The organism is Microbacterium invictum (assembly GCF_034421375.1).
Lineage (GTDB): Bacteria > Actinomycetota > Actinomycetes > Actinomycetales > Microbacteriaceae > Microbacterium > Microbacterium invictum_A.
In genome coordinates this window covers 3508137-3530054 of record NZ_CP139779.1, presented here as the reverse complement: position 1 = coordinate 3530054, position 21918 = coordinate 3508137, and the positions used below count along the sequence as shown (strand labels likewise).

Below are 21918 nucleotides of genomic sequence, written 5' to 3'. Positions count from 1 at the left end.
GTGCCCCCCGGGTGAGATTCGCGGTCCCAGGCCGTGCGGAGTCGACACGCCGGGCCTGTGGATAACTGCCGGAGCCACGCTAGTCAGCGCGGGTCGCGGGAGCAAACTCCACTGTATGGCGCTGCGGCGTGTCGTGCCACCGTCGAAGTAGGTCACACTGGTAGTGCGGCGAGACGCTTCGGGAGCGCGTCGGTTTGAGTTCTCGGGCATCTCGACGTAGCCTTAGTCGGTTGACTTATGCCCTCGCGGCAGTCCCCGTAACGTCGTCCCCGGTCCTCCAAGGGTAGAACCCCGTCCCGGTGACACCTGATCCGGAGTTGATCTCTATGAGCAAGCGCACCTACCAGCCCAACAACCGTCGCCGGGCCAAGAAGCACGGCTTCCGCGCCCGCATGCGCACCCGCGCCGGCCGCGCCATCCTCTCGGCTCGTCGCTCCAAGGGGCGCACCGAGCTCTCCGCCTGACCCGACCGGTGCTCGCGCGGTCGCATCGGCTCACCCGCGGATCGGACTACAAAACGGTCGTCCGGCGGGGGCGCCGCTGTGCGGGCTCCCACACGGTGACCTACACGATGCGCGGTGCAGACTCTGCTGCACCGCGTTTCGGCTTCATCGTGAGCCGCCAGGTCGGTGGCGCCGTCGTGCGCAACACCGTCCGGCGACGGCTGAAGGCAGTCTGCGCCGAAGCGCTGCCCGACGTCGGGGAAGGCCGCGATGTGGTCATCCGCGCCCTCCCGAGCGCTGCGACCGCCACCTTCGCCGACCTGCGTGCCGACGTGACCCGGTGCCTGACGCGAAGGCCCGCATCATGAGCGTGCTCCCGGCGTATGCCCGAGGAGAGGCGCACTTCGACGCATCCGCATTCCTCTCTTCTGTGCCGCTCCTGCCGCGCAACGCGCTTCTCGGCCTTCTCCATGCCTACCGTGCGACGATCTCCCCCACGTACGGTGACGTGTGCAAGTACTACCCGTCGTGCTCGGCCTACGCGGTCGGTGCAGTGCAGCAGCACGGTGCCGTCGTCGGGACGGCCATGACGGCGGCTCGACTCGCACGCTGCCACCCCTGGGCGAAGGGCGGCGTCGATGACGTTCCCCTCCGCTCCGACTTCCGTCACGGCATCACCCCTCACGGCTTCGTCGTGCCTGCCACCCCTGGAAAGGACTGATCCGTCACATGGATCTCATCGGCATCATCCTCTGGCCCCTGAAATGGGTCGTCGAGCTCGTGCTCGTCGCGTGGCACGCGCTCTTCACCGCGGTGGGTCTGCCGCCCGCGGACGGCATCACCTGGGTGCTGTCGATCGTCGGTCTCGTCATCGTCGTGCGCGCGGCGCTGATCCCGCTGTTCGTGCGTCAGATCAAGAGCCAGCGGAAGATGATGGAAATTGCCCCTGAACTGCGAAAAGTTCAGGAGAAGTACCGTGGCAAGCGCGATCAGCTTTCCCGCGAGGCGATGAGCCGCGAGACGATGGCGCTGTACAAGAAGCACGGCACGACGCCGGTCTCGAGCTGTCTGCCGCTGCTCGTGCAGATGCCGATCTTCTTCGCGCTGTTCAGCGTGCTGAACGATGTCACCCGTCACGCCGACGCCGGCATCGGCGGCGTCGGTCTTCTCAACGCCGAGCTCACCCAGCAGTTCTACGACGCCAAGCTCTTCGGCGTCGCCTCGCTGCACGAGACGCTGATCAACGCGTTCGAGTCGAGCAACGTCACAGCGATCGTGATCCTGCTCACGCTCGTGGTCCTCATGATCGCGTCGCAGTTCTTCACTCAGCTGCAGATCATCTCGAAGAACCTCTCCCCCGAGGCCAAGACCGGCCAGGCGTACCAGATGCAGAAGATCATGCTGTACGTCCTGCCGTTCGCCTTCGTGTTCTCGGGTGTCTTCTTCCCGCTCGGTGTCGTCATCTACTGGTTCGTGTCGAACCTCTGGACGATGGGGCAGCAGTTCCTGGTTATCCGTGAGATGCCGACACCCGGTTCGGATGCTGCGAAGGCGCGTGAAGAGAGGCTCGCCCGGAAGGGCAAGGCCATCGACTCGTCGGGCAAGGTCGTGCCGATCGAGAAGTTCCAGGCTGAGCAGCAGCGCCTCCTCGAAGAAGCGGAGCGCGCGAAGGCGTCGCAGCCGAAGCGTCAGCAGCCGATGAGCAAGCAGCGCGCCAAGAAGCAGCAGCGTCCGAGCACGCAGGCGGGGCAGAAGCCCGATCCCGCGGCGAGCTGAACCCGACCCTCCCCTCGAAGGAAGACCCATGTCTGACGTCGCGCCCGTTGACGCACGCCCGAATCGCGAAGAACCGACCGTCGAGCAGCTCGAGGAGGAAAGCGATATCGCAGCCGACTTCATCGAGGGGCTGCTCGATATCGCCGACGTGGACGGCGACCTGACCCTCGACGTTCGTGCCGGTCGTCCCTACGTGTCGGTCGAGGGTGAGTCGGGCGACTCGCTCTCTCTGCTGTCCGACCCCGAGACCGTTCAGGCGCTGCAGGAGTTGACGCGGATCGCGGTGCAGAACCGTACCGGGCGACTGTCGCGGGTGATCCTCGACATCGGTGGGTCGCGCGACGCGCGGCAGCGCGAGCTCGAGAAGCTCGTCGACCGTGCGGCGGCGCGTCTGGACGAGGGGGCGACGCAGGCCTCTCTGCCCGCGATGTCGAGCTACGAGCGCAAGCTGATCCACGACATCGTCGCGGAGCGTGGGCTGGTCTCGGAGTCGTACGGTGAGGGCGCCGACCGTCACACGGTCATCCGACGTGGCTGACGCGGGCGTTCCACGTGAAACACCGGCGCCGATAGAAGCCGAGCCGGCCGCTGCGGCGTCTCTCTTCGGCGATGGGATCGAACAGGCCCGTCGGTTCACTCGGGCGTTGGCGGAGCATGGCGAGGAACGCGGTCTCATCGGACCGCTCGAGCTCCCCCGTCTGTGGACGCGTCATGTGCTCAACAGTGTGATCGCCGCGCCGTTGTTTCCGGCTGGAGGTCGCGTCGGCGATGTCGGCTCCGGGGCGGGGCTCCCCGGGATCCTTCTGGCGATCGCGCGGCCCGATGTGCAGTGGGTCCTCATCGAGCCGATGGAGCGTCGTGTGGCGTGGCTCTCGGAGCAGGTGGGAGACCTGGGGCTTCGGAATGTCGAGGTCGTGCGGGCTCGCGCCGAGGAGTGGCGCGAAGGGGCGGTGCTCGACGCTGTCACCGCACGGGCGGTAAGTGTTCTCCGAAGCCTTCTGCCCTTGACGGCGCCGCTCGTTCGCGACGGCGGCGAGTTGATCTTCCTCAAGGGTCAGAACGCGCAGGCCGAGATCGAGGCGGCGACGAAGCAATTCCGAAGGTTCCATGTCGTCGATGCGCGCGTGGAGGTCCTCGGCGAGGGCGTCCTGTCGGAGCCGACGCGCGCGCTGCGCGCCCGCATCTCTCGCTCCCCTCGGTGATCGAGTAGCGCCGGAGGCGCGTATCGAGATCCGGACCCTGTGCTGGCTGGTCGGCTGGGGTGCCTGGGTCTCGATACGGCGGCTGCGCCGCCTACTCGACCACCGGCTCGAGCGGACGTATCCCGGGACGTCGTGAGCGTGTGTCGTTGCATGCGTGATGCGTGGGAGCGTCCTTGGTGATCGAGTAGCGCCGAAGGCGCGTATCGAGATCCTGGCCTCGTCTTGCTGGTCGGCAATGTGACTGGGTCTCGATACGGCGGCCGCGCCGCCTACTCGACCACCGGCTCGAGCGGACGTATCCCGGGACGTCGTGAGCGTGTGTCGTTGCATGCGTGATGCGTGGGAGCGTCCTCGGTGATCGAGTAGCGCCGAAGGCGCGTATCGAGATCCTGGCCTCGTCTGGCTGGTCGGCAATGTGACTGGGTCTCGATACGGCGGCCGCGCCGCCTACTCGACCACCGGCGCGAGCGGACGTATCCCAGGACGTCGGGGCGTGTGTCGTTGCATGCGTGATGCGTGGGAGCGTCCTCGGTGATCGAGTAGCGCCGAAGGCGCGTATCGAGATCTGAGCACCGTGTCACTGGCGTCATTCACCATCTGTCCTGCACATCTGGTGCCCAGACCCACCTGTCCCCAAAATATCCGAACTGTCGGCGCAGCAGCATGGAGTCAGACGATCATCGATCCATGGCCTACATGTACATCCTCGAGTGCAGCGACCGTTCCACTTATGTCGGAAGCACGAGGGATCTGGGTCTGCGCCTCGTTCAACACAACGAAGGCATGGGCTCCGAGTACACCAAGAGGCGGCTTCCCGTCCGCCTGCTCTACGTGGAAGAGTTTGAGAACGTGGCCGATGCTTTTCGAAGAGAGAAGCAGGTGCAACGGTGGGGCCGGGCGAAGCGTCTCGCTCTCGTTCACGGCCGACTGGATTCGCTCAACGCGCTGAGCCGGAAGCCCCCGCGGCGGCCCGGTGGCGGCGATTGAATCGGGTGAGCTGCCACCAACCTCTCAATGGATGTTGTTTGCGGCTCATGGTCTCGTGAGGACGAGCGAGCCCGGTACTCGACCACCGGTTGATAAGCGGTGAGCCGCCGGAGATCGTCTAGCGCCGAAGGCGCGAACCGAGATCACGTGTTTCACGTGAAACGTCGATGCCTGGAGAAGACAGCAAGCTGCCTCTTCACCACCGAAGTGGAACAAAGGGTTTCACGTGAAACATCGACGAGGTCTCGATACGGCAGCGGAGCTGCCTACCCGAGCACCACTTGTGTGACTGCTTCCTTACTGGCGATCGAGTAGCGCTGCAGGCGCGTATCGAGATCGGCGTCCCGCGTGAGACATCGACGTGGTCTCGATACGGCAGCGGAGCTGCCTACTCGACCACCACCTGCGAGGACGCCGCCGTCCTGGTGATCGAGTAGCACCGAAGGCGCGAATCGAGATCGAGCGTTTCACGTGAAACATCGACGAGGTCTCGATACGGCAGCGGAGCTGCCTACTCGACCACCAGATGCGAGGACGGCGCCGTCCTGGTGATCGAGTAGCACCGAAGGCGCGAATCGAGATCGAGCGTTTCACGTGAAACATCGACGAGGTCTCGATACGGCAGCGGAGCTGCCTACTCGACCACCAGATGCGAGACGGCGCCCTACTGGCGATCGAGTAGCGCTGCAGGCGCGTATCGAGATCGGCGTCCCGCGTGAGACATCGACGTGGTCCCGCTACGGCAGCGGAGCTGCCCACTCGACTACCGCATGTGAGACGGCGCCGTTCTGGTGATCGTGTAGAGCTGGAGGGGCGTGTCGAGTTGGGGGTTTCACGTGAAACATTGACGTGGTCTCGATCTGGTAGCGGAGCTGCCCACTCGACTACCACATGTGAGACCGCGCCGTGCTGGTGATCGAGTAGCGCCGCAGGCGCGTATCGAGATCAAGCTTCACGTGAAACCCTCGTGATGGTTTCGATAACGCAGCAAGCTGCCTACTCGATCACCACCTGCGAGGCGGTGGCCCACGGGAATCGAGGAGCAGCGTAGGCGCGTGTGGACGTCAGGCGTTTCACGTGAAACATTGACGAAGCCACCCACCCCGCCGCCGGAATTGGGCCCGTGCTCTGCCGCGAGACACCCCTCCGGTGTTTCACGTGAAACATGTTCTTGGTCTCGACGGCAGCAGAGCTGACGACTCGACCACCGCTTTCCTGGGGACTACATCCAGCCACCGCTGGCCACACGGCCGATCGAACATCAAGGGAACAACACTCGGACGGCGCGTGGGCGTCGGGGGATGTCGGAGCGGACGATTAGAGTGGAACGAGTGATGAACGAAGTGAGCGGAGCGTTTCACGTGGAACACGCCGAGGACCGGACGCCCGCAGCTTCCGTCACTTTCGACGACACACCACTGGCACGAGAGCTCGCCGATCTCACTGCGCGACGGCGTCGGCTCGACACTGTCGACGTGCGATTCTCTGGGAAGACTCGCGTGTTCACCGTCGCGAACCAGAAGGGCGGGGTCGGAAAGACGACCACGACGGTCAACCTCGCCGCTGCCCTGGCCTCGCTCGGCGCTCGCGTCCTCGTCATCGACCTCGACCCGCAGGGGAATGCCTCGACTGCGCTCGGTGTGCCGCATGATGCCGACACGCCCAGCATCTACGACGTGCTTATCGACGACTTTCCGCTTGCGGACATCATCCAGAAGAGCCCCGAGTCGGACAACCTCCTCTGCGCGCCGAGCACGATCCACCTTGCAGGGGCGGAGATCGAGCTGGTTTCGCAGGTCGCGCGCGAGCATCGGCTTCGCACGGCCGTCGACGACTTTCTCGCCACGACGCCCGAGCACCTCGACTTCGTTCTGATCGACTGCCCGCCTTCCCTTGGACTCTTGACGATCAATGCCTTCGCCGCCGGCCAGGAGCTGTTGATTCCGATCCAGTGCGAGTACTACGCGCTCGAGGGTCTGAGTCAGCTGCTCGGCACGGTGCGGATGATCCAGAAGCATCTGAATCCCCGGCTTCACCTCTCGACGATCATGCTCACGATGTACGACGGACGTACCCGACTGGCGCAGCAGGTCGCCGACGAGGTTCGCGCGCACTTCCCGAACGAGGTTCTGAAGACGGTGATCCCGCGTTCGGTGCGCGTATCGGAGGCACCGAGCTTCGGGCAGACGGTGATCGCCTATGACGGGCAATCCGCCGGCGCGGTCGCTTATCGCGAAGCAGCGGTGGAGGTCCTCCGCCGCGATAGCAACACACAGCACGAAGGAGACGCCTGATGGCGAAGCGCACAGGACTCGGACGCGGCATCGGCGCGCTGATCCCCACCAGTGAACCCAACGAGTCCCGCCCCGCCGACGTCTTCTTCGCTCGGAGCGCGGTCGCGGTAGCGGAGCGTCCCGAGACCGTGTCCGTCGATGACGGCGCAGCTGACGCCACGAGTCCGTCGGCCGGAGACGACGCGGTGCCGGCGACGACCGCCGACGACGCCGCCGACCTCGTCGCCGTGCCTGGTGCGCGCCTGGTGCAGGTCGATCCGCACGCGATCGTCCCGAACCCGCGGCAGCCGCGCACGCACTTCGACGCCGACGACCTCGCGGAGCTCGTCCACAGCGTGCGGGAGTTCGGTGTCCTCCAGCCGGTCGTCGTCCGTGACCTCGGCGACGGGTCCTACGAGCTCATCATGGGGGAGCGGCGGACCCGTGCCGCGCGCGAAGCGGGACTCGCCACCATTCCGGCGGTCGTCCGTGACACGTCCGACGAGCACCTGCTCCGTGACGCGCTCCTCGAGAACCTTCACCGGTCGCAGCTCAATCCGCTCGAAGAGGCATCGGCGTACCAGCAGCTCCTCGAAGACTTCGGCATCACACAGGAGGAGCTGGCGGCCCGCATCGGTCGCTCTCGCCCGCAGATCAGCAACACCATCCGCCTGCTCAAGCTCCCCGTGCCCGTGCAGCAGCGGGTAGCGGCCGGCGTTCTGAGTGCCGGTCACGCCCGCGCCATCCTCTCTCTGCCCGACGATGACGCAATGCAGCGCCTCGCCGACAAGATCGTCAACGAGGACCTGTCGGTTCGCGCCGCGGAGTCTGCGGCGAAGCTGACGGATGCCGGTCTGATCCGATCTTCCCGTCCGAAGGCGGGCGCGCGACGAGGCCACCTCGACGAGCTCGCGGAGCGCCTCGGTGATCGTCTGAACACGCGTGTGAAGATCTCTCTGACAGCACGAAAAGGCCAGATCAGCATTGATTTCGCTAGCATTCAGGATCTCAACCGCATCCTTGCCGAGCTGGGCGAGAACGGCTTCGGAGACAGCTGAATCCACAACCTCCCACCGCGCTGAGCCGAGAGTCAGCGCGGGCACGTAGGCTGGTCGGGTGACGTCCCACGACCGCTCTCCTCGCCGACGCGCCAGTCTGGAGTTGCTGCGCGCGGAGGCCTCGGACGAGTTGTCGGTGATCGTGACCGAGCGGCTTCGGGGTGGCGAGGATCCCTGGGATTTCATGGAAGACCTGCCCACCGTCGACGAGCTCGTCGTCCTCACGCTTCGCGCCGAGCACATCGAGGCCAATGGCGGTGTTCGACTGAACGCTGCACGTCACTACCGGGTGCTGCGTCAGATCGCCCTGGACTATCCGCCCCTCACTCGCGCCGTGTGGCGCTTGCTCGGACCTGACACGTCCTACCGCCGGTGGGATGCCGCGGTGCAGGCAGACGCGTCCTGAGGCCGACCACCCCCTAGCCATCCGTGCAGAATGCCGTTCGCGGCATATTCCTGCGCGACAACCGGGGCCCGGACATGGCGATAGCCCCGGCCCTCGCGATGACGCGAGCGAACCGGGGCTATCGCAAGAAGCCTCAGGACAGGTAGGACGCCAGGTCCTGCTCGAGGGCGAACTTCGGCTTCGCGCCGATGATCGTCTTCTCGACCTCGCCCTTGTTGAAGACCTTCATCGCCGGGATCGACGTGATCTGGTACTTCATCGCGAGGTCGGGGTTCTCGTCGACGTTGAGCTTCAGAACCGTGATCTTCTCGGGGTTCTCGGCCTGGATCTGGTCGAGAACGGGCGAGACCATGCGACACGGTCCGCACCATTCGGCCCAGAAGTCGACCAGCACGGGGCCGTCGGCGTTCAGGACATCCTGCTCGAACGTGGCGGAGGTGGTGGCCTTCGCAGTCATTGCTGTCTCCTTCGTATCAAGTCCAACTGAGTACTCAAACGCTCACACGCGTCGTCGTGTTCCCGAGCCGATCGACGGGCGCGCGCTTCAGGCGTTCACACTCGGCAGGTTGTCAATCTCAGCGACGTCAGGCGCAGGCGCGCCGGCCTCTCCGAGCGCGGCGAGGTAGTGCTCGACGTCGAGCGCCGCGACGGTCCCGCTCCCCGCGGCCGTGACGGCCTGACGATACGTGGGGTCGATCACGTCGCCGGCGGCGAAAACGCCGGGAACCGACGTGCGCGACGAGCGGCCGTCGACCCACACGGTCCCCGCGTCGGTAAGGTCGAGCTTGCCGTGCACGAGATGGACGCGCGGGTCGTATCCGATCGCGACGAAGATGCCGTCGAGGGCGAGCTCACGACGCGAGCCGTCGACAGTCGACTCGAGGACGACGCCGTTCACCGCATCCTCGCCAAGGATGTCGACGACCTCGCTGTTCCACACGAACTCGATCTTGTCGTTCTTGAAGGCACGCTCCTGCATGATCTTCGAGGCGCGCAGCTCTTCGCGACGGTGGATGACGTAGACCTTCGAGGCGAACTTCGTCAGGAACGTCGCCTCTTCCATCGCCGAGTCACCGCCACCGACGACGGCGATGACGCGCTCACGGAAGAAGAACCCGTCGCAGGTGGCGCAGTACGAGACACCGCGGCCCGACAGGCGAGACTCGCCCTCGATGCCGATCTTGCGAGGGGCCGACCCGGTCGCGAAGACGATCGACTCGGCCTCGTGCGAGGCGCCGCTTCCGAGGGTGACGCGCTTGACGTCGCCGTCGAGCTCGAGCGACACGACATCGTCGTAGACGACTTCAGCGCCGAACTTCTCGGCCTGCTCCTGCATCTTGGCCATGAGCTCGGGGCCCTGGATGCCCTCGGGGAACCCGGGGAAGTTCTCCACCTCGGTGGTGTTCATCAGCTCGCCGCCCGCCTCGACCGAGCTGGCGATGACGAGCGGTTCGAGGTTGGCCCGGGCCGCGTAGATGGCCGCCGTGTACCCGGCAGGGCCTGATCCGATGATGATGACGTGACGCACGACGCGCCCCTTTCGATTGCTTCCGGGGTTCTCAACACATGGTAGACGCCCGACATTCCACAACCCCGAGGTGAACGAGCGGTATCCCGCGCCGGCTCGGATTCACCTCTTCCCGGGCAGGAAACGCCTGACCATCCCCAGCGCGGGCGCCAGGTCGGGCGTGCGCAACAGCGCGAGCACGCCGAGATACACGACGAGGGTCACAAGTCCGATCACCGCGGCCCCGAGAGCGCCGAGCAGCTTGTCGGCGACCATCCAGCCCGCCGCTCCTCCGGTCGCCAGGTACACGCCCCATCCCGCAGCCGCCGCGGGCAGGGCAGCGAGAGCGAAGGTCAGAAGGGCTGTCGTCCACGAGCGCGCGCCGATGCCATCCATGCGGCGATGAAGCAGCACGGCGGCCACGATGACCTGGACGAGGGTGGCACTCGATTGCCCCAGGGCGATCGCGGCGGCCAGGAGGGTGAGCGGAATGATCCCCGCCTGCACGAGGAAGCCCGCCGTCCACGCGGTGCCGACGACGATGCCGCCCTGAAGAAGCGTGAAGAAGAAGGGTGTCCGGGTGTCGTCATAGGCGTAGAAGGTGCGCTGCACCACGAACAGCACCGCAAGCGGCACGAGACTCACCAGGTAGGCGCAGAGAACCGCGGACGCCTCGACGGCCTGGGCGGCATCGTCGGTGAAGATCCGTGATGCCGGGACGGCGGCGACGGCGATCGCGACGGCGGCGACCACGGTGAAGAGCCCCAGAGTCCGGATGCTGCTGACGACGTCCCTGCGGACATCGCCGTCGCGACCGGCCGTGGCGTGCTCGCTGAGGCGGGTGAAATAGGGGGTTCCGATCGAGAGGACGATGATCGAGTAGGGGAGCATGAAGATCAGCCAGGCGTTCGCGGACGCCTGCGCGGCGGCACCGATCCCCGAGGCCTCCGACATCACCCGAGACTGGACGAAGCCCGCCAGCTGTCCGACGAGCACCATCAGGAAGGTCCAGCCCGCGAGGCGCCCGATCCCTCGAAGGCCGACCCCGCGCCAGCGGAAATCCGGCCGCAGCCGCAGTCCGGCGCGCCGCCAGAAGATCAGCAGCACCCCGGCCTGGCAGACGATGCCCGCGGTGGCGCTCCCCGCGAGGAGGGCGATCATCTGCGGAGTCCACGACGTGACCGTGGATACCGGACCGCCGAAGAGCGCGAGGAAGATCAGGAAGCCGATGATCGACACCACGTTGTTGACGATCGGCGCCCAGGTGTAGGGACCGAAGACGCGGCGGGCGTTGAGGATCTCGCCGAACAGCGCGAACAGCCCGAAGAAGAGGATCTGCGGCAGGAGCCAGTAGGCGAAGGCGACGGCCAGTGCCTGCTGCTCTGCGGAGTACGACGGGGCGTAGAGCGCGACGAGCCAGGGCGCGAGCACCGTCGCCACGGCCGTCGCGGCGAGGAGGATGATCGTCGCGAGGGTGACGAGCTTCGAGATGAACGCCTGGCCGGTATCGGGGTGAGCGCCCGCGCGAACGATCTGCGGCACGATGACGGCCGTCAAGAGCCCGGCCGAGATGATCGCGTAGACGCTGTTCGGGATGCTGATCGCCGTCGCGAACGCGTCTCCGGCTTGGCTGGCGACGGAGCCGATCGCGGTGACCAGGACGACGTTGCGCAGGAGCCCCGTCAGGCGCGACACGATCGTGCCCGCACCGATGAGGACGCTGGCGCGCCCGATGTCGCTCATGAGGTCTGGACCGTGTCGGCCGCCGCCTCGCGGCGACGCAGGCGCCGGATGGTGCGCAGCACCCCGATCACGAGGAAGACACCGACGAGGGTGCCGAGCACGATGAGCCCGATCGATTCCCACTCGGCGCTGACGACGACCTCGACCGACTGCGTCTGTCCGATCGGCTCGAGCGTCGGACTGCGCAGCTGCAGGTCGACGCGCACCTCGCCGTTGCCCAGCCGCGCCTGCACCGGAACCTCGACGCGTGCGTTGGAACCGGCGGGCACGGTGAAGGCCGTCACCTCCTGCACGTCGAGGCGGACGTCGTCGGGCGCCGCGCGCAGCTCGAGATTCACCGGCCAGGGGAGGTCGTTGCGCACCCAGGGTCGCAGGGCGGAGTCGGCGCTGATCAGCTGCGTGGTGCTCGGGGGCAGCATCTCGACCGCCGCGAGGGTCTCCTCCGTCGCCGCGCGATGGTCGGTGAGGGCAAGAGTGCGGGCGGCGGGGGTGGCGAGCCACGACACCCCGAGCAGCTGCAGCAGCTCGGCGCGTTCGGGTCCGGTCAGCAGCTGCGGATCGTCCAGGATGCTGGAGAAACGGCCGACCCGCGCTTCGTCGTCGATGAGAGCGGATGTCGCGGCGGCACGCTCGGCCTCGATCGCCGCCGCATCGTCAGTGAGGGCGGTGACCTCGACCGACGATGCCGGCACGGCGATCAGCCCGGGGAGCGACAGGGCCGAGACGCCGGGAGCCTCGAGCGCCGCGGCGATCGCGGTATCGAGCGCGACGTAGGAGCGGGACGACGTGCGGTCGAAGGCGACCAGGAGTGCCGCGTCGGGAGCATCGGCCTTCGCGAAGGCCAGCTCGGCGCTCGCCGTCGCCAGTTCCGCGCCTCGCAGAACGGCGTCGTCGAGAAGCGACGCGGTCTGCAGCGCGTCGGAGAGCCGGCTGTCGTAGACGAGGACCCCCGCGCCGCCGGCGTCTCCCCTCGCGGGGACGGCGGTGCCGTCCGACCCCGCGGTGGTGCGCTCGGACGGGACGAGGGTGAGCGCGGGCGAGCTCTCGGTGCCGAGGGCCGCCAGGGCGGCGACGGTGTCGGGGGCGACGGCATCGCCGGCGGGCCAGTACATCGCCTCGCGGGCGTTGCCGACGGACAGCAGCTCGCCGAGGTCGGGGTAGTCGGGCGCGGACGGGTCGGTGGGCGCGGACGGGCTCGCCGAGGGGCTGGGGCTCCCCGCACTGGACTCGGGCGTGGGCGACGGGTCAACGCTCGGCGCACCCGTTGCGCCTGTGTCGGCGTCGGTGTCGCCCTCGGCGTCGGCATCGCTCGGAGCGAAGTCGTCGGCGTCCATGTACGACTGCAGTGACGTCGGCTGCAGGGGCACCGTGAGCCCCGCCCGCAGCTGCGTGGCGACGTCTGCGTCGCCGAACTGCGTCGCGAACCGAGAATTCGGCAGCGACATCAGCCGGTCGAGCCACTCCACGGCCTGCTCGGGCGCACTGTCGCCGAGGACCCGGATGCTGGCGAGGATCGCCGGATCGATCGCGAGGATCGCCGCCGTGCCCTCGACACCGGTGAGCTGGGCGTCGAGGTCGCCGCCGGCGGCGGTGAGGGTGGCCAGTTCGTCGGCGGTGAGGAGCCCCGTCGAGAGCCCGGGGGCGGTGATCGGCACCACGGCGGCGACGGCCGCGGTCGCCGCGGGATCGGGCACCACGATGACGCTGCGAGCCTCGAGCTCTCCCTCCGGGCCCGCGATGCGTGCGGTGAGCGGGTAGACCCCGGGAGCCTTGCCGGCCAGCGCGGGGTCGTCCGCGGCGACCGTCACGGACACGGTCTGCCGCGCTCCCGACGCGACCGCACCGACCGGAGCGATCCCGGCCTGCTGCACGGTCGAGCCCTCACTCCCCGAGAGCCACCCGTCGAGGGCGCCGCGGTCCGGCAGCGCCTCGAGCCCCACCGAGAGGATGGCCTCGGCCCCGGCCGTGGGAAGCGCGGTGCCGTTCTCGACGGAGACCGAGGCGGTCAGGGCCTGACCGCCCGACACCACGCCGCCGCCGATGGGAGCGAGGAGGAGGGTCACCTCGCCCGACAGCGCCGGGGTGTCCGACGGGCTCGGAGCCGGATCCGGGGTGGCGGCAATGCCGTGCGGCGTCGCCGCGACGGACGCTCCGAGGGGCACGGCGGCCGCGGTCGCTGGGGCCGCGACGAGTGTGAGCAGGGTTGCGAAGGTCGCGACCGCCGCGCTCCATCGGGCGCGCGGGCCGCGTCGGGATCTCGCCCGCGACCGGGAGGGGCTCAGCGTCATAGATAGTCGCCGCGGGAGTCGCTGTGTGCGACCGAAGACCCGTGGCCGGGTGCGATTCTACGGTCCGGTCCTCCGAGGTTGCCGATGCCCTTCCGGGCTGCGGCGTATCCATCGGCCGGCGGCGGCTGATCGGCGAGCGGTCGGGCGCGGAGGGATTCGGCTTGAATGGGCAGATGCGCTCCGCCTCCCGCCCGACCGTCGCGCCGCTTCCCGAGCCCGATCCGGTACGGTGCCGGGCCCTCGGCGACGACCTGCGCGCCGCCGGGTTCACGTCCGAGGCGCTCCGCGCGGCGTGGGGACCGACGGCCGACACAGCCATCGCCCGGGGCCTTCGCGGCCCGGCCGTCGCCGTCCTCGGTGACCGGACCGACCCGCTGGCCGTTCTCGGACGCCTCTTCGTGCTGGGCGTCACCGAGTCCGTCGGTCGCGTCGCGGCATCCGTCCCCCGCACCGGCATCGAGGGACTGGTCGCCCTCGGGCTGGTGGAGAAGGCGGACGACGAGGATGCCGCGGTGCGGCCGCTCGCCATCATCCGCCCCCAGTCGTTCGTGCACGAGCACGGCGAGGGCGAATGGTGGATCGCCAGCGACCTCGACGAGGCGGTCCTCGCCGGGCCACTCGCCGAGGGTCACGTGCTCGGGGTCGGCGGCGCGTCGCAGACGCTCGCCCGGCTGCAGCTGCCGGGCGACTCCGTGCAGGGCGGCGCGGAGCGCGGCCTGGATCTCGGCACCGGCTGCGGTATCCAGGCCCTGCGGCTCCGGCGCGGCACCCGTCAGGTGGTGGCGACGGACATCTCCGAGAGGGCCCTTCGCTTCACCCGTCTGAATGCGCTCCTCAACGACGTCTCGGCCGTGGAGACCCGGTTGGGCAGCCTGTTCGATCCCCTCGAGCCCGGCGAGCAGTTCGAACGGATCGTGTCGAACCCGCCCTTCGTCATCACCCCTCGCGTAGACGGGGTGCCGGCCTACGAATACCGCGACGGCGGCCTCGTAGGCGACGCTCTGGTCGCAGAGGTGGTGACCGGGCTCGGGGTGCATCTCGCACCGGGCGGGGTGGCGCAGCTGCTCGGCAACTGGGAGTACCGCAACGGTGAGGACGGGCTCGACCGGGTCCGCGGCTGGGTCGCCGACGCCCCCGTCGCTCTCGACGCCTGGGTGATCGAACGCGAGCGTCTCGACCCGCTGGCGTACGCCGAGCTCTGGATCCGCGACGGCGGCACGGCACCCGGAACGCCGGAGTACGCCCGGCTCATCGAGGCCTGGCTCGACGACTTCGCGCGCCGCGGGGTCACCGAGGTCGGGTTCGGCTACGTGCTGCTGCACCGACCCCCGTCGTGGCGGGTCACCCTGGAGCGGTACGAGCGGGTGCGCGGCACCGTCGAGGCCACCGGCGCAGACCTCGCCGCTTCGCTCGAGGCACACGCACGGCTCGTGTCGCTCGGCGACGGACCTGCCGGCGACGCCGCGCTCGCGGCATCCCTTCTTCTCGTCGCGCCGGATGTGACCGAGGCCCGCCATCACCGTCCCGGCGAGGAGGCGCCCACCGTCATCGAACTGCACCAGGGCGGCGGGTTCGGCCGGGTCGTGCCCGTCGATCCGGCGCTCGCCGCCCTCGTCGGCGCGAGCGACGGCGACCTCGCGGTCGGACCCCTCATCGACGCGATCGCGCAGCTGCTCGAGGTCGACCCGGGCGAGCTGCGCGCCGACCTGCTGCCGCGTGTGCGGGAGCTGCTGTTCACCGGCTTCCTCCGATTCGCCGACTGAGCCGCCGGATATCGTGGAAGCCATGCTCAACATGGCCGAAGGTCTTGCGCGCCTGAGCGCGCTCGCCGCATCACCGGTCGTGTCGGCCCTCGCTGCCGCGTTCGACGACGCCGGGCGGGAACTCTCGGTCGTGGGAGGACCGGTGCGCGATGCGTTCCTGGGGCGGCAGACGAACGACCTCGACTTCACCACCGATGCGTCGCCCGACGACATCCTGCGGATCGTCACCCCCATCAGCTCCGCGCAGTGGGACATCGGCCGCGCGTTCGGCACGATCGGGGCGAAGGTGCAGGGCGAGAGCGTCGAGATCACGACCTACCGCGCCGACAGCTACGACGGGGTGACCCGCAAGCCCACCGTCGAATTCGGCGACAGCCTCGAAGGCGACCTCGCACGCCGGGATTTCACGGTGAACGCGATGGCGCTCAGGGTGCCCGCGTGCACCCTCGTCGACCCGACCGGGGGTGTCGAAGACCTCGTCGAGCGGCGATTGCGCACACCCGGCGATCCGCGGGTGAGCTTCGGCGACGATCCGCTCCGGATGCTGCGGGCCGCGCGTTTCGCGTCACAGCTGGAGTTCGACGTCGACCCCGACACCGTTGCGGCGATGACCGAGCTGCGCGAGACCCTCTCCATCGTGAGCCCCGAGCGCATCCAGGGTGAGCTGGTCAAGCTGCTCCAGACCGCCGACCCCGTCCGCGGCATCCGGCTTCTCGTCGAGACCGGACTGATCGATCTCTTCCTCCCCGAAGTGCCGGCGCTCCGCCTCGAGATCGACGAGCACCACCACCACAAGGACGTCTACGAGCACTCACTGACAGTGCTGCGTCAGACGATCGAGCTGGAGCGGGAGAGAAATCCGGATGCCGCGCCCGACGTGCCGCTGCGGCTCGCCGCCCTGCTGCACGACATCGGCAAGCCCGCGACGAGGCGGCTCGAGCCGGGCGGCGGCGTGACCTTCCATCATCACGACGTCAAGGGTGCCCGCATGGCGCGCAAGCGCCTGCAGGCGCTGCGGTTCGACAGCGACACGATCGGCACCGTGACGAGGCTGATCGAGCTGCACCTGCGGTTCTTCGGCTACGCCGAGGGCGCGTGGACCGACTCGGCGGTGCGGCGCTATGTCCGCGACGCGGATGCGGAGCTCGAGCGCCTGCACATCCTCACCCGCGCCGACGTGACGACGCGCAATCGACGAAAGGCGATGCGGCTCGCGTCGGCGTACGACGACATCGAGAATCGCATCGCCGCCCTGCGGGAGCAGGAGCAGATCGACGCGGTGCGCCCCGAGCTCGACGGCAACCGCATCCAGGAGGTGCTCAGCATCCGCCCCGGCCGCGAGGTCGGCGAGGCCTACCGATTCCTCCTCGATCTGCGCCTCGACGAGGGGGTGCTCGGCGAGGAGGAGGCCGAGCGGCGCCTCCGCGCGTGGTGGGCGGCGCGCTCGGCGTGACGCGTCAGGCGACGCGCGCGCGGTGCGCTTCGGCGATCTCGCGACCCGATCGTCGCGCACCCGCCTCCGCCTGCTCCCGCAGCTCGGCGGCCGTGTCGGCGAAGGCGTCGAGTGCCGGATTCACGCCGACGAGGGTGAAGGGACGCTGCACGACGCGAAGGTCGAGCCCCCAGACATCCTGCAGGACGCGGCGCAGCCATCCCGTCGAGTGGTCCCAGCCCTCTTTCGGCGTACCCGGCGCGTAGTTGCCGCCGAGAACGGTCACGAGCGTCGCGGGCTTCCCGTTCAGCGCCGTGCCCTGCGGGTCGATGCGCGGGTCGGTGTACGCGACGTCGAACCACGACTTGAAGTGCTGCGAGACGCCGTAGTTGTACAGCGGCACGGCGAAGAGGAGCGCGTCGGCGTCGATCATCTCGTCGGCGAAGGTGCGGGCGAGGGTGAGAGCCTCTCGCTGCCCGGGCGACCGGTCGGCCTCGGGGGTCATCCCGCCCGTCACGGCGTCGACCCACGCGGTGGCGGGGACGGGATCGGCGGCGATGTCGCGGCGGGTGACAGACGAATCGGGATGGGCGGCCACCCATTCGGCTTCGACGAGGTCGGCGAGCTCGCGACTGGCCGACCGAGCGGGGAAGACACTGGCATCCAAGCGGAAGAGGGACATGATGCTCCTGACGACGACTGGGAAACGATGAGTCACTATGAAAAGGAGAGCGACTACGGCGAGCGTAGCACGGGTAGACTCATCACGTGGACGAACGGGCAGCGGAGGCGCATCAGTGCGATGCCGCCGTCACGCTGGCGTTCTCGATCCTCGGCAAACGCTGGAACGGCATGATCATCGACGCCCTCGGCGGCGGCGAGCTCTCCTTCGTCGCGCTGCGCCGGACGGTGACCGGGATCAGCGACGCCGTGCTGTCGGATCGGCTGACCGAGTTGGCTGACGCCGGCCTCGTCATCCGGGAGGTCGACGCGGGTCCGCCGATCGCCGTGACGTACCGGCTCTCGGACGCGGGGCGCGAACTCGTCCCGGTGCTCGCGCAGCTGGGCGACTGGGCGCGGATCAACCTCATCGCCGCTCCGCGCTGACGCGAGGAGAAGGCGCAGCGGGCGGTACCGCGGACAGGATCTGACCGCGTCGGAGCGGATGCTGGGGGTGACCGGACAGGAGAGCGCCCATGCTTCGAGGATTCGCCACCATCAGCTACTACGCCGACGATCTGGACGCTGCGCGCGACTGGTACACGACCCTGGTCGGCATCGAGCCGTATTACGTCGTGCCGGGGTACATCGAGTTCCGGGTCGGCGACGACGAGCACGAGCTCGGCATCATCGACGGACGGTACCGACCGCCGATGCCGGACGGCCCGGCGGGGGCCGTCATGCAGTGGGCGGTGGACGACGTCGACCGTTCGCTGGCCACGCTGCTCGAGCGAGGGGCGCGCGGACGTACACTGGCGGCAACCGCTCGCTGACGAACGGAGCCGGCGTGACATCGTCGTGGTCGTCGCGCCGCGAGGTCTCGCCCGAGACCACGCGGCTGCTGATCGAGCGCGCGCACGAGGAGCTGCTCGCCGGCAACGCCGCCGATCGGCGGCTCGACGACGTGCGTCCTCTGGTCCGCGATTCATGGCGCCGTTCGCTTCAGGGTCTCGTCGGAGCCGAGGACCTTCCGCCGCTCGATCTCGACGCCGATGCGCTCGACCACTACCGTCGCAGCCATCCGCTCGGCTCGGTCATCGACATGGTGCGCGGGCTGCTGCTCCCCGGCGGCGCCGCCGAGTCGGGGGTCATCGTCGCGGTCGGGGACGCCGCCGGGCGGCTCATCTGGGTCGACGGCGATCACCGCATCCGGACGCTCACCGGAGACATGGGCTTCGTCGCGGGCGCGAACTGGTCGGAGGATGCGGTGGGCACCTCCGCCCCCGGCACCGCCCTCGCCCTCGACCGCTCGGTGCAGATCCACGGCGCCGAGCACTTCAACCGCCTCGTGCAGCCGTGGTCGTGCACGGCGGCTCCGGTGCACGACCCTGAGACACGGCGCCTCCTCGGGGTGATCGACGTCACCGGCGGCCCCGAGGCCGCCACACCGCAGGCACAGCTGCTGGTGGATGCCGCGGCGCGAGCCATCGAGGGCGAGTTGCTCATCGCTCGGCTGCGTGAGCGGGCGGCACCATCGCTTCCGTCGCCCTCTCCGCGCCTGAGGTCTCGCGCCCAGGGCCCCGCACCCCTGCGGGCCACCCTGCGTGTGCTCGGACGCGACCGGGCGCTCCTCGAGGTCGGAATCGGCGACACGGAATCCGTCGTCGAGGTCAGCGGCCGCCATGCGGAGCTCCTGCTGCTCCTCGCCGTCCACCGGCAGGGCCTTTCGGCCGAGCGCCTGAGCGACCTCGTCTACGGCGACCCCGAGGCCGTCGTGACGCTTCGTGCCGAGATGGTGCGCCTCCGCAAAGTGCTGGAGAAGATCTCGCCCGCCCTCGTCCCCGCCTCACGGCCCTACCGTCTGACGACCGCGGTCGAGACCGACGCCCATCAACTCCTCTCGCTGCTCGACCGCGGCGCGCATAGGGTGGCACTCTCGGCATACCGGGGCGACGTGCTGCCCGATTCGGTCGCGCCAGGCGTGGAGGAGTTCCGCGGCACGGTCGCCTCGACTCTGCGCGAAGCGCTGCTCGCCGAAGCGTCCGTCGAGGTCCTCCTCGCCTACGCCGACACCGCTGCGGGTGGCGACGACGTCGAGGTCCTCCGGCTCTGCCTATCGATGCTGCCGCCGCGCTCTCCGAAGCGGGCGGCTCTCGTGGCGCGCATCGCGCAGCTCGAGGAGTGACCTCGCAACCGGATGCAACCTCCGCTGACCTAGCGTCGGGGCACGCGACGACGACCTGTCGCGAACCTGTCGAAGGAGACATCCATGACCATCGTCGAAGAAGGCGTGTCGAGCATCTACGCCGCCCCCGGCCAGCGCGGCGCCCTGGCCGACTACCGTCCCCGGTACGGCCACTACATCGGCGGCGAGTTCGTCGAGCCGATCAAGGGCCAGTACTTCGAGAACATCTCACCCGTCAACGGCAAGCCCTTCTGCGAGGTCGGGCGCGGCACCTCCGAAGACATCGATCGGGCGGTGGATGTCGCGTGGCGCGCCTTCGAGTCGTGGAAGCGCACGACTCCCGCCGAGCGCGCCGTGATCCTCAACAAGATCGCCGACCGCATCGAGGAGAACCTCGAGAAGATCGCCGTCGCCGAGACGTGGGAGAACGGCAAGCCGGTACGCGAGACGCTCGCCGCCGACATCCCGCTCGCCGTCGATCACTTCCGCTACTTCGCCGGTGTGCTCCGTGCTCAGGAAGGGTCGCTCAGCCAGCTCGACGAGGACACGGTCGCGTATCACTTTCACGAGCCGCTCGGTGTGGTCGGGCAGATCATCCCCTGGAACTTCCCGATCCTCATGGCGACCTGGAAGCTCGCGCCGGCCCTCGCCGCTGGCAACTGCGTCGTGCTCAAGCCGGCGGAGCAGACCCCGGCATCCCTGCTGTTCCTCTTCGAGATCATCGGCGACCTGCTGCCGGCCGGGGTGGTGAACATCGTCAACGGCTTCGGAATCGAGGCCGGGGCGCCGCTCGCGCAGCACAAGCGCATCCGAAAGGTCGCCTTCACCGGCGAGACCACCACGGGGCGCCTCATCATGCAGTACGCCTCGCAGAACCTCATCCCGGTGACGCTGGAACTGGGAGGCAAGAGCGCCAATGTCTTCTTCGAGGATGTCGCGCGCGACACCTCCGACGCGTACTACGACAAGGCTCTCGAGGGCTTCGCGTTCTTCGCGCTCAATCAGGGCGAGGTCTGCACCTGCCCGTCGCGGGCCCTCATCCAGCGGTCGATCTACGATCGCTTCCTCGGCGACGGCCTCGACAGGGTGTCGAAGATCGTGCAGGGGAATCCGCTGGACCCCGCCACGATGATCGGGGCGCAGGCGTCGAACGATCAGCTAGAGAAGATCCTGTCGTACATCGACATCGGCAAGCAGGGTGGCGCGAAGCTCCTCGCGGGCGGCGAGCGCGTCGACCTCGGCGGTGACCTGTCCGAGGGCTACTACGTCGCCCCGACGGTGTTCGAGGGCACCAACGACATGCGCATCTTCCAGGAGGAGATCTTCGGTCCCGTCGTCTCGGTCACCTCGTTCGACCGCTTCGACGACGCCATCTCGATCGCCAACGACACGCTCTACGGCCTGGGCGCCGGGGTGTGGAGCCGCTCGGGCGACATCGCCTACCGCGCGGGCCGGGCGATCGAAGCCGGCCGGGTCTGGACGAACACCTATCACCAGTACCCGGCGCACGCGGCGTTCGGCGGATACAAGCAGTCCGGCATCGGTCGCGAGAACCACCTGAAGATGCTCGACCACTACCAGCAGACGAAGAACCTGCTGGTGTCGTACGCCGAAGGCGCGATGGGCTTCTTCTGAACCCGGCGGCGTCTCGCCTCGCCGCTTCGCGGCTCGCTCGACGACCGGTCCCCCGCCCGGTCGTCGAGCGAGCGCAGCGAGACGAAACGCCCGAAAGGAGAGACCGATGAGCGAACCGAAGCCGCACAGCCGCGTGGCCGTCACGGACGCGGCGGCAAGCCTGCTCCGCACCCTCACCGCCCAGCACGGTCCGCTGATGTTCCATCAGTCCGGCGGATGCTGCGACGGCAGCGCACCGATGTGCTTCCCGGTCGGCATGTTCCTCATCGGTCCGGGCGACGTGCACCTGGGCTCGCTCGAGGTGGGGCTCGACGAGCCGATCGAGGTCTACATCTCCGAGGCGCAGTTCGAGTACTGGAAGTACACGCACCTCACGATCGACGTGGTGCCCGGCCGCGGCGCGGGCTTCAGTGTCGAGGGGCCGACCGGCAACCGCTTCATCATCCGCTCGCGCATGCTCGTCGACGCCGAACTGGAGACATTCGGCCTCGCCCCGTCGGCGTGATCGCGGCACCGCGCCGGCCCTCGCCGGTCTCATCCGCGAGAGTGCATCGGCGCGC

General features: G+C 68.6%; 22 protein-coding genes. 17 read left to right on the top strand and 5 right to left on the bottom strand.

Annotated features, from left to right (window positions below; translation table 11 throughout):
• Positions 1-326 precede the first annotated feature (326 nt).
• From rpmH to T9R20_RS17005, 10 genes are all read left to right on the top strand, one after another.
• Positions 327-464 (top strand): 50S ribosomal protein L34, encoded by a 138-nt coding sequence (gene rpmH, locus T9R20_RS17050; RefSeq protein ID WP_124292004.1) that lies wholly within the window; start codon positions 327-329, stop codon positions 462-464.
• 8 nt (positions 465-472) lie between these two features.
• The gene (rnpA, locus tag T9R20_RS17045) at positions 473-811 is read left to right on the top strand and encodes a ribonuclease P protein component (protein ID WP_322410524.1); all 339 of its coding nucleotides are present in this window, start codon (positions 473-475) and stop codon (positions 809-811) included.
• A complete protein-coding gene (yidD, locus tag T9R20_RS17040; RefSeq protein ID WP_322412210.1) occupies positions 808-1164 on the top strand; it encodes a membrane protein insertion efficiency factor YidD in 357 nt (118 codons plus the stop codon). The genes rnpA and yidD overlap by 4 nt, the downstream gene beginning before the upstream one ends.
• 8 nt (positions 1165-1172) lie before the next feature.
• Positions 1173-2219 (top strand): membrane protein insertase YidC, encoded by a 1047-nt coding sequence (gene yidC / locus T9R20_RS17035; RefSeq protein ID WP_322410523.1) that lies wholly within the window; start codon positions 1173-1175, stop codon positions 2217-2219.
• 28 nt (positions 2220-2247) lie between these two features.
• Positions 2248-2757: a protein jag gene (locus T9R20_RS17030; RefSeq protein WP_322410522.1), complete on the top strand. Its 510-nt coding sequence runs from the start codon at positions 2248-2250 to the stop codon at positions 2755-2757.
• Positions 2750-3421 (top strand): 16S rRNA (guanine(527)-N(7))-methyltransferase RsmG, encoded by a 672-nt coding sequence (gene rsmG, locus T9R20_RS17025; RefSeq protein WP_322410521.1) that lies wholly within the window; start codon positions 2750-2752, stop codon positions 3419-3421. Before T9R20_RS17030 ends, rsmG begins: the two co-directional genes overlap by 8 nt.
• Before the next feature lie 687 nt (positions 3422-4108).
• A complete protein-coding gene (locus T9R20_RS17020) occupies positions 4109-4408 on the top strand; it encodes a GIY-YIG nuclease family protein (protein ID WP_322410520.1) in 300 nt (99 codons plus the stop codon).
• Positions 4409-5742: 1334 nt separating this feature from the next.
• Positions 5743-6702, top strand: coding sequence for a ParA family protein (locus T9R20_RS17015; protein ID WP_322412209.1), 960 nt, complete (start codon positions 5743-5745; stop codon positions 6700-6702).
• Entirely contained in the window at positions 6702-7739 is a 1038-nt protein-coding gene (locus T9R20_RS17010) for a ParB/RepB/Spo0J family partition protein (RefSeq protein ID WP_322410519.1), read from the top strand. Before T9R20_RS17015 ends, T9R20_RS17010 begins: the two co-directional genes overlap by 1 nt.
• A 58-nt stretch (positions 7740-7797) precedes the next feature.
• Positions 7798-8145, top strand: coding sequence for a tryptophan synthase subunit alpha (locus T9R20_RS17005; RefSeq protein ID WP_322410518.1), 348 nt, complete (start codon positions 7798-7800; stop codon positions 8143-8145).
• A gap of 133 nt (positions 8146-8278) precedes the next feature.
• On the opposite strand, the gene trxA is transcribed toward T9R20_RS17005, so the two are convergent.
• From trxA to T9R20_RS16985, 4 genes are all read right to left on the bottom strand, one after another.
• Positions 8279-8602, bottom strand: a complete 324-nt coding sequence (trxA, locus tag T9R20_RS17000; RefSeq protein ID WP_322410517.1) for a thioredoxin — start codon at positions 8600-8602, stop codon at positions 8279-8281.
• Between the two features lie 87 nt (positions 8603-8689).
• Positions 8690-9673, bottom strand: a complete 984-nt coding sequence (trxB, locus tag T9R20_RS16995; RefSeq protein WP_322410516.1) for a thioredoxin-disulfide reductase — start codon at positions 9671-9673, stop codon at positions 8690-8692.
• 102 nt (positions 9674-9775) lie between these two features.
• A complete protein-coding gene (gene murJ, locus T9R20_RS16990; RefSeq protein WP_322410515.1) occupies positions 9776-11395 on the bottom strand; it encodes a murein biosynthesis integral membrane protein MurJ in 1620 nt (539 codons plus the stop codon).
• The gene (locus T9R20_RS16985; RefSeq protein WP_322410514.1) at positions 11392-13683 is read right to left on the bottom strand and encodes a DUF6049 family protein; all 2292 of its coding nucleotides are present in this window, start codon (positions 13681-13683) and stop codon (positions 11392-11394) included. The genes murJ and T9R20_RS16985 overlap by 4 nt, the downstream gene beginning before the upstream one ends.
• A gap of 173 nt (positions 13684-13856) precedes the next feature.
• Between T9R20_RS16985 and T9R20_RS16980 the strand changes: the two genes are divergently transcribed.
• Together T9R20_RS16980 and T9R20_RS16975 are read left to right on the top strand one after the other, a co-directional pair.
• Positions 13857-15446, top strand: coding sequence for a class I SAM-dependent methyltransferase (locus T9R20_RS16980; RefSeq protein WP_322410513.1), 1590 nt, complete (start codon positions 13857-13859; stop codon positions 15444-15446).
• A gap of 22 nt (positions 15447-15468) precedes the next feature.
• On the top strand, positions 15469-16899 hold the full coding sequence (locus T9R20_RS16975) for a CCA tRNA nucleotidyltransferase (protein WP_322410512.1): 1431 nt from the start codon (positions 15469-15471) through the stop codon (positions 16897-16899).
• 4 nt (positions 16900-16903) lie between these two features.
• Here T9R20_RS16975 and T9R20_RS16970 read toward each other — a convergent pair whose 3' ends face one another.
• Positions 16904-17560, bottom strand: coding sequence for an FMN-dependent NADH-azoreductase (locus T9R20_RS16970; RefSeq protein ID WP_322410511.1), 657 nt, complete (start codon positions 17558-17560; stop codon positions 16904-16906).
• Between the two features lie 86 nt (positions 17561-17646).
• Between T9R20_RS16970 and T9R20_RS16965 the strand changes: the two genes are divergently transcribed.
• From T9R20_RS16965 to T9R20_RS16945, 5 genes are all read left to right on the top strand, one after another.
• Entirely contained in the window at positions 17647-17985 is a 339-nt protein-coding gene (locus T9R20_RS16965; RefSeq protein WP_322410510.1) for a helix-turn-helix domain-containing protein, read from the top strand.
• Positions 17986-18074: 89 nt separating this feature from the next.
• Positions 18075-18371 (top strand): VOC family protein, encoded by a 297-nt coding sequence (locus T9R20_RS16960; protein WP_322410509.1) that lies wholly within the window; start codon positions 18075-18077, stop codon positions 18369-18371.
• A 14-nt stretch (positions 18372-18385) separates the two neighbouring features.
• Entirely contained in the window at positions 18386-19723 is a 1338-nt protein-coding gene (locus T9R20_RS16955) for a GAF domain-containing protein (protein WP_322410508.1), read from the top strand.
• Between the two features lie 84 nt (positions 19724-19807).
• A complete protein-coding gene (locus T9R20_RS16950) occupies positions 19808-21358 on the top strand; it encodes an aldehyde dehydrogenase family protein (protein WP_322410507.1) in 1551 nt (516 codons plus the stop codon).
• Positions 21359-21464: 106 nt separating this feature from the next.
• Positions 21465-21863 carry a DUF779 domain-containing protein gene (locus T9R20_RS16945; protein ID WP_322410506.1) on the top strand — a complete coding sequence of 133 codons (399 nt, stop codon included), beginning with the start codon at positions 21465-21467 and terminating at the stop codon, positions 21861-21863.
• Positions 21864-21918: the final 55 nt, after the last annotated feature.